This is a genomic window from Pseudoalteromonas sp. P1-8 (assembly GCF_001399985.1).
In the GTDB taxonomy this organism is placed as follows: Bacteria; Pseudomonadota; Gammaproteobacteria; order Enterobacterales; family Alteromonadaceae; genus Pseudoalteromonas.
On record NZ_LJSO01000006.1, the window covers coordinates 199,283 to 214,712 of the forward strand.

Sequence of the window (15,430 nt, forward strand, 5' to 3'; positions counted from 1 at the left end):
GCCGTCACATGGGTAAACTGCGTTACGCCTTGTGGCTTATATTGTTTGCACTTCCTGAGCTTGCATTGGCAAATAGCCAATACAATATGCGTAAAGGGGTGACCGATATAAGTAATAATGTTTATGAGTTACACATGACGATATTTATTATCTGCTGTGTAATCGGCATCATCGTATTTGCGGTGATGTTTTGGGCTTTAATACACCACCGTAAATCCAAAGGGGCCAAGCCTGCCCAATTTCATGAAAGTACAAAAGTTGAAATACTTTGGACTGCCATTCCATTTGTCATCTTAATCGCCATGGCTGTGCCTGCCACAAAAACCTTAATTGCCATGGAAGATGCTTCTAAAGCCGATATCACCATTAAAGTGACTGGCTCACAATGGAAGTGGCATTACGAGTACATGGGTGAAGACATTGCTTATTACTCGATTCTATCTACTCCTAAAGATCAAATAGACAACCAAGCAGAGAAAACTGAGCATTATTTGCTTGAAGTAGATAAACCGCTAGTACTTCCTATCAATAAAAAAGTTCGCTTTTTAATGACCTCAGACGATGTAATTCATTCATGGTGGGTGCCTGATTTTGCGGTTAAAAAGGATGCAAATCCTGGGTTTATCAATGAAGCGTGGACACGTATTAACGAGCCAGGAGTATACCGTGGTCAATGTGCTGAGTTATGCGGTAAAGATCATGGCTTTATGCCTGTTGTGGTGAAAGCCTTACCTGAAGATGAATTTGCTAATTGGCTTGCAGATGCCAAGCAAGAAAAAGCCAATGCGGCCGCAGCAGATGCTGCTTTGCTTGATCAAACATTACCGAAAGAAGAGCTTATGGTCTTAGGTGAGCAAGTGTATATGGCAAGCTGTGCTGCATGTCACCAACCTACCGGTATGGGCCTACCAGGCGTATTTCCAGCACTTAAAGGCAGCCCGATTGTATTAGGTGATGTAAAAGATCACATAGATATCGTGTTACACGGTAAGCCTGGCACAGCAATGCAAGCGTTTGATAAACAGCTTTCAATTAAGCAACTTGCTGCGGTTATTACTTATAAGCGAAACGCGTGGGGTAATGATACCGGCGATGTTATCCAACCGAGTCAAATTCAAGCCGCGATTGATGCAGCAGCGGAGGCGAACTAATGAGTAATGTTATTAACGAGCAAGCAACTGGGCATGCGCATCACGACCATCACCATCCTGCTAAAGGTTTTAAGCGCTGGCTTTACACCACCAATCATAAAGACATCGGGAGTTTATACCTGATTTTTTCACTCACCATGTTTTTAATTGGTGGAGCCATGGCAATGGTGATCCGTGCTGAACTCTTTCAGCCTGGATTACAGCTAGTCGACCCGCACTTTTTTAACCAAATGACCACAGTACATGGTTTGATTATGGTGTTTGGTGCCGTTATGCCCGCGTTCACTGGGCTTGCAAACTGGATGGTGCCTATGATGATAGGCGCACCAGACATGGCCTTACCACGTATGAATAACTGGAGCTTTTGGATATTGCCGTTCGCATTTTTAATTCTATTGGCTTCGTTACTTATGCCTGGTGGTGGTCCTGCGTTTGGTTGGACTTTTTACGCACCACTATCAACAACTTACAGCAACGATAACACTGCACTTTTTGTGTTTGCCGTACATATCATGGGTATCAGCTCAATTATGGGGGCGATTAACGTTATCGTGACTATCGTCAACTTAAGAGCGCCAGGTATGACGTGGATGAAGCTGCCGCTATTTGTTTGGACATGGTTAATCACTGCATTCTTGTTAATTGCTGTTATGCCTGTCCTAGCAGGGGCAGTCACAATGGTGTTGACCGATAAATACTTCGCAACCAGCTTTTTTGATGCAGCCGGTGGGGGCGACCCTGTGATGTTCCAGCACATTTTCTGGTTCTTTGGGCACCCCGAAGTGTACATCATGATTTTGCCGGCCTTTGGCATTATATCGACTATCGTACCGACCTTCTCGCGCAAAAAGCTATTTGGCTATGCGTCTATGGTGTATGCAACTTCATCGATTGCGCTGCTAAGTTTTATCGTTTGGGCACATCATATGTTTACCACAGGGATGCCTGTGGCAGGCGAGTTGTTTTTCATGTACGCCACCATGCTTATCTCGGTACCAACGGGCGTTAAAGTGTTTAACTGGGTGGCCACCATGTGGCGCGGTTCGATTAGCTTCGAAATTCCGATGATGTTTGCCATCGCCTTTATTGTGTTATTCACCTTAGGTGGTTTCTCTGGCTTGATGCTTGCGATTACACCAGCAGATTTTCAGTATCACGATACCTATTTTGTGGTGGCTCACTTCCATTATGTGCTTGTGACGGGGGCTGTGTTCTCAATTATGGCGGGAGCCTATTATTGGTTACCGAAATGGACCGGCAACATGTACAACGAAACGCTGGCGAAATGGCATTTTTGGTTATCGCTAATCAGTGTCAACGTGTTGTTCTTCCCTATGCACTTTGTTGGCCTTGCTGGTATGCCGCGTCGTATTCCTGACTATGCTCTGCAATTCGCTGACTTTAACGCCATTATCAGTATTGGTGGTTTTGCATTTGGCTTATCGCAACTGTTGTTTGTATTGGTGGTATTTAAATGTGCTCGAGGTGGCGAAAAGGCACCTGCCAAAGTATGGGATGGAGCTGAAGGTTTAGAGTGGGAAGTCGATTCTCCAGCGCCTTATCACACCTTTGAAACACCGCCGGAGATTAAGTAATGAACCATGCACCTTTGCTAAAAAAACTGCTGATTACATGCTTGCTCATGTTCGCATTTGCTTTTGCAATGGTGCCGCTTTACGACGTGTTTTGCGACGTTACAGGGTTGAATGGTAAGCCATCATTAGAAAAAGCGAGCGCGAGTGAATCAATAAATACACAGCGCCAAGTTGATGTCAGCTTTACCACTCACGCCCAAAGCGGCGCGCCATTTAAGGTGCAGTCTGAGCAATACAGCGTGGCGGTACAACCTGGTGCCATGCGTGAAGTTAAATTCTCAGCAAAGAACACCAGTAATGAAGACAAAGTCATGCAAGCAATTCCATCAGTATCACCGGGTAAAGCGGCAAAGTACTTACATAAAATCGCCTGTTTTTGCTTTGATCAGCAGCCAATGAAAGCCGGTGAAGAAATGGAATTTACCTTGTTGTTTTATGTTGATACTGAGTTACCCGACGATGTTGAGGAACTGACGTTGTCGTATACCGTGTTTGATATTAGCGGGCATGTTGTGGCTAAAAACGATTAAAAGCCGCCAAGCTAATTGCTAATTGGGAGCAAACAAAATGAATCAAAATTATGAAAAATACTATGTTCCAGCCGAGAGTCCTTGGCCAATAGTTGGTGCCATCGCGATGTTTTTAATTGCTGTTGGTGCTGGTTTAACTGTGATGCAAGTAAGTGGTGAGGGCAGTAGTGGCCAGTATGTCTTGTATCTAGGCATCGCCATATTAGTTTATATGGTTTTTAGCTGGTTTAGAAACGTTATTGAAGAGTCTCATAAAGGGCTTTACTCAGCACAAATGGACCGCTCATTCAGACAAGGTATGAGCTGGTTCATATTCTCTGAGGTTATGTTCTTTATGGCGTTTTTTGGCGCTCTTTTTTACGCACGTATGATTTCGGTGCCTTGGCTCGGTGGCGCTGGTAATAATGCTATGACCAACGAAGTACTCTGGCCAACCTTTGAAGCCGTATGGCCACTATTAACTACGCCAGCGGGCGAGACCACACAGGCTATGGGCTGGCAAGGTCTACCTCTGATCAACACGCTTATTCTGCTTACCTCATCGGTCACAATTCACTTTGCTCATGTTGCTATTGAAAACAATAAGCGCGGCGCTCTAAAGGTATTTTTATCTTTAACTGTGCTACTAGGTGTGATTTTCCTTGGCTTACAAGTATACGAGTATATGCATGCATACCAAGATTTAGGCTTGACCTTAGATGCGGGTGTTTATGGGAATACCTTTTTCTTGTTAACGGGCTTTCACGGTATGCACGTGACATTAGGCACCATTATTTTATTTGTGGTGCTACTTAGAATTTTTAAAGGCCACTTCACGAGTGAAAAGCATTTTGCTTTTCAAGCGGCTGCTTGGTATTGGCACTTTGTTGATGTGGTGTGGTTGTGTTTATTTGTATTTGTGTACGTGCTGTAGCTTTGTGAAGCGGCGACGGGTTGGTGTGAATAAAGCCCAATTTCATTGCGGCAATGATGAGCACCAGCACAATACCTGAAAACAGCACTCGACGACCTAAGTAATGCGACATGGGTTTCGAGTGCTCTTTTGCTGACATCATCACAAACAGCGCTCTAAATAGGTTGAACAGAATATAAAGTAATAACAAAACAATAATGATTTTAATCATATTAGGTATTCCAAATGCAGTTAATTTTATGGCGTAAACAAAAGCTTAGCTCAATTATCGCAATTTGCGTTGTGATACTTGCAGTGCTTATTTGTTTACGACTAAGCGTTTGGCAATACCAGCGAGGAGAGCAAAAACAGCAGCAACTAAGTCAGTTAGCCGTTTCGAAAGAGCAAGGCGTTTTGAGCTGGCAAGAGCTGCAAAATTTACCTAGAGAGCTGAATAAAACGGGCTTGCAAGTCAAGGTATCTGGCGAGGTAAATAAACAACAGTACTGGCTACTTGATAATCAAATTTATCAGGGGCAAGTGGGCTATGACTTACTAGTAGCGATGACAATTACAGGTGAAAGTGCGCCTTTAATTGTTAACTTTGGTTGGCTAAAAGCCCCAACAAACCGCAGCCAGTTGCCAACCGTTGAATGGCCAGAATCAACAAAGTTTACGGCTACAGTGCAATTGAAACAAGGCAACTTACAAGGCTTCACACTTGCCGATGAGATTGGTGCAGAACAAGGCTGGCCTAAGCGTATTCAAGGCATCGATTTAGCAATTTTTAGTGCTCAATTAGCAAAGCCCTTACAAGACTTTATTGGTTATCGCAATGAAGCAGATGGTATTGCAACTCCGCATTACCAGAGTGTCGTGATGGGGCCAGATAAACATTACGCCTATGCCGTGCAGTGGTTATTAATCGGCTTAGCGTGTGTAGTTATTGCTTATTTTGCGATGAGAAGGAGAGGTTATGAAAATAAACCCGCTTAGTTTATTCGTTTTATGCTGTTTTGTGCCGCTGGCACTTGCTTATGCAGCATTAAAGCTTGAGTGGTTACCGAGTGGTTCGAGTAATCATGGTGAGCTTTTAAGCGAAGAAGTTAAATTAGCTGATTGGCAACAAGGCGATCCTAAACAATGGACAATTGCGCTTAATTATCCAAAAGAGTGCAGTGAAGTTTGTGCAAACCAATTAGCCAGTCTAGATAACCTATATGTCGCTTTAGGTAAAAATCAGCAAAAAGTGGATGTGGCGGTACTGACAAATCAACAGCAGGTATCGGCAAGTTGGCGTCAATTAGCAGTAAGTCCTGCGCTCAAAGCGGGAGACTTATACTTGGTTGATCACATGGGCTTAGTGGTTTTGCATTACCCCTACACGGCTGAGCCAGAACAAAACAGACTGATTCAAAAAGGCTTACTTAAAGACTTAAAGAAACTACTTAACTATGCGCGTTCAAGTTAAACCTCATTAAGGGGATAAAGATGTATAAAAATTATAAATATTTAGTCTTAATTACGGTTTTCTTCTCTATCTTAGTTGTTGGGCTTGGTGCCTATACACGGCTGAGTGATGCTGGGCTTGGTTGCCCTGACTGGCCTGGTTGCTATGGATTTTTAACTGTGCCAAAACATGAAACTGCTCTGTTACATGTTGAACAAAACTACCCTGATATGATGTTTGAAGCAGCAAAAGCATGGAAAGAAATGATCCATCGCTATTTTGCCGGTGCCCTTGGTTTACTTATTTTAGCCTTGTTTGTTTTTGCCTGGTTAAAACGCCAATATCCAAATACGCCGGTTAAACTGCCATTAGCACTATTATTATTGGTGGTATTCCAAGCCGTATTGGGCATGTGGACTGTCACTATGAACCTACAGCCTTTGGTTGTTATGGGGCATTTGCTCGGCGGTTTTAGTATCTTGTCGTTGCTGTTTTTATTGTATCTACGTTTAAAGACTGACCCTGTTGCTAGCAGTGATAGCGGCGCAAAGCCATATTACCGGTTAGCGCTGGTGGGCTTGGTGGTGCTAATACTGCAAATTGCATTGGGTGGCTGGCTTGCAGCAAATTACGCCGCTCCGCATTGTAATGGCTTACCGCTGTGTAGCTACGGACAACCGTTTTCTTTGAAGAGTGTGTTTCAGCTACCGCTTGAGCACAGCACCTATGAATATGGTGTGTTATCTCAGCAGGCGCGTATGTCTATTCATCTGCTTCATCGTATTTGGGCGCTGGTTACTTGTGTGGTGTTAGCGCTGATCATGTGGCGCATATATTCACGCTGTTACTCTCGAAAAATTAAGCACTGCACAGTCACTGTATTAATCGCATTGTTGTGCCAAATCTGTTTAGGCCTAGCTGTTGTGCACTGGCACTTCCCATTAAGTGTAGCGCTTGCGCACAACCTAATGGCCGCATTGTTACTGCTTAGCATGGTAAGACTATGCTTCCACTTAAAAATAAGAACCTAGGAGGCTGTGATGGCATTATTACTAAGCTCAGAAAAATCATTATTTATTCAAAGCTCAGAGTTACTTAAAGATTACTTAGCTATCAGTAAATTTAAAGTAGTTGCCATGCTTGTACTAACTGCTTGGGTTGGTTTGGCATTGGCTCCCGATGTTGGGCGAGGGGTATTTGTGCAGCTTGCAAGTTTGCTAGGTATTGGCTTGCTGTCGGCTGCTGCTGCCGTGATCAATCATGTTGTTGATAGTGAAATCGACAGCAAAATGGCACGTACACGTCATCGTCCTGTGGCAAAAGGTCGGCTCAGTAAACAACATGCTTTGAGCTTTGCTGCAACTATAGGAATACTAGGTTTTGTTATGCTTATGGTATGGGCGAATACGCTCACCGCCATTCTTACTTTGTTTGCGCTTGTCGGCTATGCCTTTATTTACACCTCATTTTTAAAGCGTGCCACACCGCAAAATATTGTTATTGGTGGTTTGGCAGGTGCTATGCCGCCGTTGCTGGGGTGGGTATCTGAAACAGGCCATATGGCTGCAGCTCCTTGGCTGTTAGTGATGATTATATTTACTTGGACTCCCCCGCATTTTTGGGCCCTGGCGATTGCACGTAAAAGTGATTACGAGCGGGCAAAAATTCCTATGTTGCCTGTTACTCACGGTATCGAATTTTGTAAAACTTGCGTTGTTGGCTACAGCATTTTGCTTGCTTTGGTATGTGTGCTGCCTTATTTAATTGGCATGTCAGGGCTAATTTACTTATTAGGTGCAAGCGTTTTAAACGCGATATTCATTTATAAAGCGTTAAAACTAAAAATTGCCCCAAAAGATGATACTGCAATGGACTTATTTCGTTTTTCAATCGTGCATTTAATGCTACTCTTTATCGCCTTATTCATTGATAAATGGTTAGTTTTATGACGCGAATCGTCGCTTTTTTATGTTTCAGTGCGGTATTGTTTGTAACCGGTTGTGGTAAAAGCAACAGCTCACCTGAAGTCGAAGCACTGGTTTATGAGCAGGCAAAGCCGATTAGTCCGTTTTTATTAACCGATCAACATGGTGCGCCCGCTGATAACAGTCAGTTTATGGGGCATTGGAATTTGGTCTTTTTAGGCTATACCAGTTGCCCTGATATATGTCCAATGACACTGGCGAAGTTAACTGCAGTGCAAAAGCAGCTAAGCCAAGATTACAAAGTGCAGGTATGGTTTGTTGCCGTAGATCCAAAACGTGATACAACCGAAAAGCGCAAAGCCTACATTGATTACTTTAATCCTGATTTTCTTGCAGTATCAGGTCCGCACAAGCAACTTTTTCCATTTGTTAGAGAGCTTGGCTTAATTTACGCAATTAACGATAGTGATGAGCAAGAGTATGCCGTTGATCATAGCGCGTCGGTAGTGATGGTTGATGGCGATGGCTCGGTACGTGCGATTTTTAAGCCTGAATTTAAACAAGGCAGCGTGCCATTAATAAACGCCACAACTTTGACTGAAGAGTTCAAAAAAATAGCAGATTATTACGCAAAGTAAACTTTCTTGGTTAAGGGAGTCATTTTCCGCAAAAGAAAAGCTTCCTTTTTTGATATAAATGTCTAAGCTACTAAAAAATTTTACTATTTTTTGATTCAAATTATGGCATTTTTATTTAGTCAGTCTAAGCTTTTGTTATGAATTGTTTAAAGCAGGGAAGGTATAAGTAATGTTAAAGCTCCCTACAGAATTAGCTATTAGTCAGGTCGAAACACTCCATCAAGATTTGCTCCAAGAGTTGTCAGCAAATGATGATATCTGTTTGGATATCAGTGAAGTGACCCGTGCTGACACAGCATCAATTCAGCTTTTATGTGCATTACAGAAGCATTTGCTTTCGGTGCAACACAAAATTATTTGGGTTGGCGAGAGTAAGCCGTTGCAACAGGCAATTAATAGTTTGGGCTTAAGCCATTATCTTGTGCTTGAGAATGCCAATTAAGAGGTTTTTATGAAAAGAATTTTAGCAGTAGACGATTCTGCATCTATGCGCCAAATGGTTGGTTTTACGCTTAAAAAAGCTGGCTTTGATGTGACAGAAGCGAAAGACGGCAGCGAAGCTTTAAATATCGCAAAACAACAAGGCTTTGATGCTGTTATTTCTGATGTAAATATGCCGGTAATGGATGGTATTACCCTTATTCGTGAATTACGTAGCTTACCTAATTATAAGTTCACACCTTTACTGATGCTGACCACAGAGTCGGGTCTTGATAAAAAGTCTGAAGGTAAAGCTGCTGGTGCAACTGGTTGGATTGTTAAGCCATTTAATCCTGAGCAATTGTTAGCGGTATTGAAAAAAGTGATTCGCTAATAATAGGAGCGGGGCATGAGTATAGATCTAAGCCAATTTTTTGAAGTATTCTTCGAAGAAAGCTTTGAAGGACTCGACGCTATGGAGGCTGAGTTATTAAACTTAGTGCCTGGCGAAGAAGACTTAGAGACGATAAATACAATTTTTCGCGCTGCGCATTCAATAAAAGGAGGCAGCGGTACCTTTGGTTTTAGTGCTGTTGCAGACTTTACTCATGTTCTCGAAACGCTGTTAGATCAAATTCGTGAAGGTTCACGAGATCTTACTGCTGAGCATGTAAATTTACTTTTAAAATCAGTTGACTGTTTACGGGCTTTACTCAGAACTCTACAAGCTGAGCAGCAGCCAGACTTAACTGAAGCTGATGAATTGCGTATTAAGTTTGAAGAAATTCTTGGTATGCGTGCTGCAAGTAAAGAGACTGAGCAAGCGCCAGAAGCTGTTAGCGAAAGCAGCTTTAATACCTATCAAATCGATTTCAAACCACATCATCATTTATTTAAAACCGGTAATGAACCACTGTACATGATCAGTGAATTAGCGGAATTGGGTGAGCTTGAAACACAAGCCTTTCAAGATGATGTGCCAGATATTACGAACCTTGCCCCTGAAGATTGCTTTCTGTCGTGGCGCTTTTTCTTAACCACAGATAAAGAACAAAGCTGCATCGAAGAAATTTTCGAATGGGTTGAAGATGATGCTGATATCACCATCACACTATGCGGTGGCTTGTTTGGTGATGAAGAGATAACAGCAGCTGAGACTGTTACTGAAGATGTAGCGCCAGCGCAAGAGGTTGAGCCTGCAGCAGTTAAACCAGCTACAGATCCTAAAAAGCCAGCGCCAGTTAAAGCAACCACAGCCAATGCAGAATCAACCTCAATTAGGGTTGGTATCGACAAAGTTGATTCATTGATCAACATGGTGGGTGAATTAGTGATTACCCAAGCGATGTTAAGTCAATTGGGTGAGCAAGAGATCACTGAAGCAACTATAGCCTCATTACAAGAGGGCTTAGCACAACTGGCACATAATACCCGTGACTTACAAGAAAATGTCATGCGTATTCGCATGTTACCAATAAGTTTTGTGTTTAGTCGCTTTCCTCGCTTAGTACGCGATATCTCGCAAAAGCTTGATAAACAAGTTGAGCTTAAATTACTTGGTGAACAAACCGAACTAGATAAAACGGTGATGGAGAAACTTTCTGACCCCATGGTGCATCTAGTGAGAAACTCCCTAGATCATGGTTTAGAAACCGTTGATAAACGTGTTGCAGCGGGTAAAGACCCTGTTGGTACTGTTACGCTCAATGCGTTTCATCAAGGCGGTAATATCGTTATCGAAATTATGGATGATGGTCAGGGCCTTAATACCACTAAAATTCGTGAAAAGGCGATTAAAAACGGCCTAATTTCAGAAACTGATGAGTTGTCTGATAACGAAATCAACGAGCTTATTTTCTTACCAGGATTTTCTACAGCCGATCAAGTCAGCGACTTATCAGGTCGTGGCGTTGGTATGGATGTAGTAAGGCGCAATATTGAAGCGCTCAGCGGCTCTGTTGAAGTGGCTTCTGCACCGGGAGTGGGTTCGACATTTACAATTCGCCTACCGCTAACGCTGGCTATTTTAGATGGGCAGTTAGTCCGGATTGCTGAACATACTTATATTATCCCACTGATTTCGATTATTGAGTCATTGCAAATCGATATTAGTAAAGTGAGTCGGGTAGGCAAAGACTTAGATGTGCTGCGCTTACGTGACGAATATATTCCAATCTTAAGGCTTTATAACATTTTTAATCATAAAGGTGCGATAGAAACGCTCGATAAAACTTTGTTGGTTGTCGTTGAGAGTGACAACCAAAAAGTAGGTTTATTGGTTGATGACTTATTGTCGCAACAGCAAGTGGTGATCAAAAGCTTAGAGGCCAATTATCAAAAAGTTGATGGTGTCTCAGGGGCGACAATTCTAGGGGATGGTCGTGTTTCTTTGATTGTTGATATTAGTGGTTTGATTAAATTATCTGGGCTTAGAAAGCCTGGGAGCCAAGAATTGATTATTGAATCAAAAGCGAATTTGGAGGCGTCATGATTGCACAGCACGACGACCTGCATAACAAGCTAAACCTTGAACAAGATCAAGATGTAAAACAGTTTTTAACCTTCTTCATGGCTGAAGAAGAGTATGGTGTTGATATTTTAACGGTGCAAGAAATTCGCAGTTGGGAAGAAATTACGGTGATCCCTAATTCACCGGATTTCGTCAAAGGGGTTATCAACCTGCGTGGCACCATTGTGCCGATTATTGATTTAAGGCTTCGTTTTGGTATTTCAGCCATCGAATACGGGCCGCTAACCGTTGTAATTGTTCTAAAAGTACAGCTTGAAAATACATGTAAAATTATGGGCATCGCCGTTGATGCCGTCTCGGATGTCTATAGCATTGCTGAGCATGAAGCGAAGGCAGTGCCACATTTGTCTGACTCAGACAACGCGCAATTTGTTGCGGGTTTAGTCAATGTGGGTGAGAAAATGGTCGCATTACTTGACCTACAAAAAACAATGGACATTTAACTGGGTAGATTAACAAGAAGGTGAAGGGTATGGGATGGTTTAGCAGTCCTAAAAATGTTGAGTCGGAAAATGATTTAGTTATTGCGGCACTTAAAAAGTCGCAAGCGATGATTGAGTTTCAACCATCGGGGCAGATCATTACTGCCAATGCTAATTTCTTAAACACCATGGGTTACCGACTCGAAGAGATCCAAGGGCAACACCACTCTATGTTTGTTGCTGAACAAGAGTCGCAAAGCCCTGAGTATCAACAGTTTTGGCAACGATTACGCAGCGGTGAATTCTTTGTTGATGAATTTAAGCGTGTCGGTAAAAATGGCAAACAAGTGTGGATCCAAGGCACCTATAACCCAATTATTGATAGCAATGGCAATGTCACCAAAGTTATTAAATTTGCCAGCGATATAACTGCGCAAAAAGAGCTTGAACGTCAGTCAAAGCGTGATGCCGATTTATCAAATGCGCTGCGCGTTTGCCAAGCTAATGTGATGATTGCTGACAACGATTTAAAAATTATCTTTGTTAATGAGCAAGTAAAGCAAATGCTGCAAGCTCGCGAATCAACGTTACAAACAGTGCTACCGAGCTTCTCTGTGGCTAACCTAATTGGAACTTGCGTTGATGATTTTCATAAACAACCATCACACCAACGTGAGTTGCTAAAAACCCTATCTGAACCATACAAAACCACATTACGTTTAGCGGGGCTTATTTTTAGCTTGATTGCGACTCCTTGGGTGAGCGCATCTGGTAAGCGTTTAGGGACTATTGTTGAGTGGCAAGATATTACTGATAGCGTAAATAAAGCGGAAGCGGAAAAGCGTGCAGCAGAAGAAAATCTTCGTGTTCGACGCGCGTTAGACCGTGTGGCAACTAACACCATGATTGCTGATTCTGGCAACAACATTATTTACATGAACGAAGCCGTTCTGAACATGATGAAAATTGCTGAAAGTGATTTACGTAAAGACTTACCTAATTTCAATAGTAATAATCTAGTGGGTCAAAATATCGATGTATTCCACAAGAATCCAGCACATCAACGCAATATGCTTGCTAAGTTAAGTGATACTTACAGCACTGAAATTCAAGTCGGCGGCCGTACTTTTGGTTTGGTCGCAAACCCTATTTTTACCCCAGAGAACGAACGTATTGGTACGGTTGTTGAGTGGGAAGACAGAACTGCTGAAGTCGCGATTGAAAAAGAAATTGCGGGTCTGGTTGCTGCCGCGGGGAGTGGTGACTTAGAAGCCCGTGTAGAAGAAGCGGGTAAACAAGGTTTCTTCTTACGCCTAGCACAGGGCTTAAATAGCCTAGTTAGTATTGTTGATGATGCAGTAAAAGACACAGGCAATATGCTGGATGCTATGGCAAACGGTGATTTATCAAAACGTATTGAACAAGACTATCAAGGTTCATTCGATAAGTTAAAACGTGATGCAAATGCCACGGCTGATAAGCTTACTGAAGTGATTAATCGCATTAATACCTCAGCAACCTTGGTTGCTAGTGGTGCAGAAGAAATCTCGCAAGGTAATGCTGATTTAAGTCAACGTACTGAAGAGCAGGCTTCATCACTTGAAGAAACAGCATCAAGCATGGAAGAGATGACCAGTACGGTTCGCCAAAATGCTGATAATGCAAAAGAAGTGAATGAACTTGCTGAAGAAACACGTACTAAAGCGCAAAAAGGTGGCGAAGTTGTAAATCGCGCTGTAACCAGTATGTCAGCAATTAATGAATCAAGTAAGAAGATTGCAGACATCATCAGTGTCATTGATGAAATTGCTTTCCAAACAAATCTACTTGCGCTTAATGCCGCTGTCGAAGCAGCACGAGCAGGTGAGCAAGGCCGTGGTTTCGCGGTTGTTGCTGGTGAGGTTCGTAACTTAGCGCAACGTTCAGCTGCTGCTGCAAAAGAAATCAAAGAATTGATCCGAGACAGTGTTGGAAAAGTTGAAGATGGTACATTACTAGTTAATGAGTCGGGTTCAACATTACAAGAAATTGTTACGGCGGTGCAAAGAGTTACAGCAATGATTTCTGATATTGCCCAAGCTTCTGAAGAGCAAAGCTCTGGTATTGAGCAGGTCAATAAAGCCATTGCCCAAATGGATGAAATGACCCAGCAAAATGCAGCATTAGTTGAAGAAGCCTCTGCCGCGGGTGAATCAATGGCAGAGCAAGCGAATGATATGCGCCGCTTGTTAAACTTCTTCTCGTTATCAAATAACGAGATGGATATTACAAGCCGTGCAAGTTCAGCGCCTGCAGCTAAACAGCCAAGCTCACCAGTGCGTTCGGCACCTAAAGGTAATAACTTTGTTGACCCTAGTGATGAGTGGGAAGAGTTTTAAAACTCTTCCCAATTAAATTCTAACTAGTTAATTGCATCTAATGTTACAGCTGCAGGGTCAAGCACATGAAAGAGTTTTTACTAACGGATAGTGACTTTAAAGCTATTTCGTCACAAGTGTACGATGCTTGCGGCATTGTTTTAGCTGAGCATAAGCGCGAGATGGTTTACTCGCGCTTAGCAAGGCGTATTCGCCAACATAAGCTTAAGAACTTTAAAGAATATTTAGACTTTCTTGAAGAGAATAAAGAACAAGAGTTTAGTGAGTTTATTAATGCTATAACTACTAATCTGACTTCTTTCTTTCGTGAGCCACATCACTTTAGTTATCTAAAAAATACCATAGTCCCCAAACTGCTGATTAGTAATGCTAAACAAAAGCGTGTAAGGGTGTGGTCTGCTGGCTGCTCGACCGGCGAAGAGCCTTATACCATTGCTATGACCTTAAGCAGTCTATTTCCATCTGATTGGGATGTGAAAATCCTAGCTACTGACTTAGACTCAAATGTGCTCGCTAAAGCACAGGCTGGCACCTATACCGCTGCCAATGTGAATGGTTTAGACAAAAGCCAACTTAAGCGCTGGTTTCTAAAAAGCCATGACGGTCAGTTATATAAAGTAAAACCCGAACTACAAAAGAATATTTTCTTTAAACGTCTAAACTTATTACAGAGCTGGCCTATGAAAGGGCCGTTTGATGTTATTTTTTGTCGCAATGTAGTTATCTACTTCGATAAGCCGACGAAAGATACTCTATTTAAACGTTATTACGATTTGTTGACCAATTCAGGTCATTTATTCTTGGGGCATTCCGAAACACTGGGTAAGGACCACAAAGAGTTTAAGAATTTAGGCCAAACTATCTATCAAAAAGGTGGTCTATGAGTAGTCATTTTAAACCTGTATTGTCTGGTTTTGAGCACGTTAAACGGTTTTGGGATGGCAAGCGCCATAAAGTGGTTGCTAAAGTATTACCAGGCGAATTTTATGTGTCTAAGTCTGATGAATTGATCACAACTGTGTTAGGGTCGTGTATTGCTGCATGTATTTACGATGAAGGCTTAGGTATTGGTGGTATGAATCATTTTATGCTGCCGGCGGAAAAAGGCGTTGATCCGAGTAACGCACACAGTCTTAATTGCCGTTATGGTAACTGGGCAATGGAATACTTGATCAATGAAATCCTAAAAAATGGTGCTTCTAGACGCAACCTCAAAGTAAAGCTGTTTGGCGGCGGGAAAATAATCCGCTCAATGACAGATATTGGTGTTGGCAACATTCGTTTTGCAAATGCCTATGTACTTGAGGAAGGTTTAGATTTAGTATCCCATGATGTTGGCGGGCCTTGGCCACGTAAGGTGATGTTTGATCCACAAACAGGCAAGGCGCAGGTTAAGAAAATGCGTGAATTGCATTCTGATAAGCTTGAAAAACGTGAAATTAAATACTTACACGATATTGAGCAGCAAGATGCAGAAACGGATATTGAATTATTTTAGG

The 15,430-nt window shown here is 42.3% G+C and carries 17 protein-coding genes; 16 read left to right on the forward strand and 1 reads right to left on the reverse strand.

The annotated features are described in order from the left end of the window. The first annotated feature begins 8 nt into the window (after positions 1–8). Genes coxB through AN213_RS10605 form a run of 4 tightly spaced genes read left to right on the forward strand, consistent with a single transcriptional unit; the run spans position 9 to position 4,189 of the window. The gene (gene coxB, locus AN213_RS10590) at positions 9–1,151 is read left to right on the forward strand and encodes a cytochrome c oxidase subunit II (protein WP_054562878.1); all 1,143 of its coding nucleotides are present in this window, start codon (positions 9–11) and stop codon (positions 1,149–1,151) included. Next, positions 1,151–2,746 carry a cytochrome c oxidase subunit I gene (ctaD, locus tag AN213_RS10595; protein WP_054554455.1) on the forward strand — a complete coding sequence of 532 codons (1,596 nt, stop codon included), beginning with the start codon at positions 1,151–1,153 and terminating at the stop codon, positions 2,744–2,746. Before coxB ends, ctaD begins: the two co-directional genes overlap by 1 nt. Next, the gene (locus AN213_RS10600; protein WP_054554454.1) at positions 2,746–3,276 is read left to right on the forward strand and encodes a cytochrome c oxidase assembly protein; all 531 of its coding nucleotides are present in this window, start codon (positions 2,746–2,748) and stop codon (positions 3,274–3,276) included. The genes ctaD and AN213_RS10600 overlap by 1 nt, the downstream gene beginning before the upstream one ends. A 37-nt stretch (positions 3,277–3,313) precedes the next feature. Further along, entirely contained in the window at positions 3,314–4,189 is an 876-nt protein-coding gene (locus tag AN213_RS10605; RefSeq protein ID WP_055020536.1) for a cytochrome c oxidase subunit 3, read from the forward strand. Here AN213_RS10605 and AN213_RS20515 read toward each other — a convergent pair. Beyond that, positions 4,089–4,400, reverse strand: coding sequence for a DUF2909 domain-containing protein (locus AN213_RS20515; RefSeq protein WP_082422922.1), 312 nt, complete (start codon positions 4,398–4,400; stop codon positions 4,089–4,091). The two genes, AN213_RS10605 and AN213_RS20515, sit on opposite strands and share 101 nt — an antisense overlap. Before the next feature lie 14 nt (positions 4,401–4,414). On the opposite strand from AN213_RS20515, the gene AN213_RS10610 reads away from it, so the two are divergent. From AN213_RS10610 to cheD, 12 genes are all read left to right on the forward strand, one after another. Next, positions 4,415–5,164, forward strand: a complete 750-nt coding sequence (locus AN213_RS10610; protein ID WP_055020535.1) for an SURF1 family protein — start codon at positions 4,415–4,417, stop codon at positions 5,162–5,164. Beyond that, a complete protein-coding gene (locus tag AN213_RS10615; protein WP_055198604.1) occupies positions 5,145–5,639 on the forward strand; it encodes a hypothetical protein in 495 nt (164 codons plus the stop codon). Before AN213_RS10610 ends, AN213_RS10615 begins: the two co-directional genes overlap by 20 nt. Positions 5,640–5,659: 20 nt before the next feature. Continuing rightward, entirely contained in the window at positions 5,660–6,649 is a 990-nt protein-coding gene (locus AN213_RS10620; RefSeq protein WP_055020533.1) for a heme A synthase, read from the forward strand. Positions 6,650–6,658: 9 nt separating this feature from the next. After that, positions 6,659–7,567, forward strand: coding sequence for a heme o synthase (gene cyoE / locus AN213_RS10625; protein ID WP_054562873.1), 909 nt, complete (start codon positions 6,659–6,661; stop codon positions 7,565–7,567). Beyond that, the gene (locus AN213_RS10630; protein WP_055198605.1) at positions 7,564–8,181 is read left to right on the forward strand and encodes an SCO family protein; all 618 of its coding nucleotides are present in this window, start codon (positions 7,564–7,566) and stop codon (positions 8,179–8,181) included. The genes cyoE and AN213_RS10630 overlap by 4 nt, the downstream gene beginning before the upstream one ends. A gap of 169 nt (positions 8,182–8,350) precedes the next feature. After that, positions 8,351–8,623, forward strand: a complete 273-nt coding sequence (locus tag AN213_RS10635; RefSeq protein ID WP_054562871.1) for an STAS domain-containing protein — start codon at positions 8,351–8,353, stop codon at positions 8,621–8,623. 9 nt (positions 8,624–8,632) lie between these two features. After that, positions 8,633–8,995, forward strand: coding sequence for a response regulator (locus AN213_RS10640; protein WP_054562870.1), 363 nt, complete (start codon positions 8,633–8,635; stop codon positions 8,993–8,995). 15 nt (positions 8,996–9,010) lie between these two features. Continuing rightward, positions 9,011–11,092 carry a chemotaxis protein CheA gene (locus AN213_RS10645; RefSeq protein WP_055020530.1) on the forward strand — a complete coding sequence of 694 codons (2,082 nt, stop codon included), beginning with the start codon at positions 9,011–9,013 and terminating at the stop codon, positions 11,090–11,092. Then, a complete protein-coding gene (locus tag AN213_RS10650) occupies positions 11,089–11,574 on the forward strand; it encodes a chemotaxis protein CheW (RefSeq protein ID WP_054562868.1) in 486 nt (161 codons plus the stop codon). Before AN213_RS10645 ends, AN213_RS10650 begins: the two co-directional genes overlap by 4 nt. 29 nt (positions 11,575–11,603) lie before the next feature. Then, entirely contained in the window at positions 11,604–13,931 is a 2,328-nt protein-coding gene (locus tag AN213_RS10655) for a methyl-accepting chemotaxis protein (RefSeq protein WP_055198606.1), read from the forward strand. 65 nt (positions 13,932–13,996) lie between these two features. Next, a complete protein-coding gene (locus AN213_RS10660) occupies positions 13,997–14,815 on the forward strand; it encodes a protein-glutamate O-methyltransferase CheR (protein WP_054562866.1) in 819 nt (272 codons plus the stop codon). Next, a complete protein-coding gene (gene cheD, locus AN213_RS10665; protein WP_054562865.1) occupies positions 14,812–15,429 on the forward strand; it encodes a chemoreceptor glutamine deamidase CheD in 618 nt (205 codons plus the stop codon). Before AN213_RS10660 ends, cheD begins: the two co-directional genes overlap by 4 nt. Position 15,430: the final 1 nt, after the last annotated feature.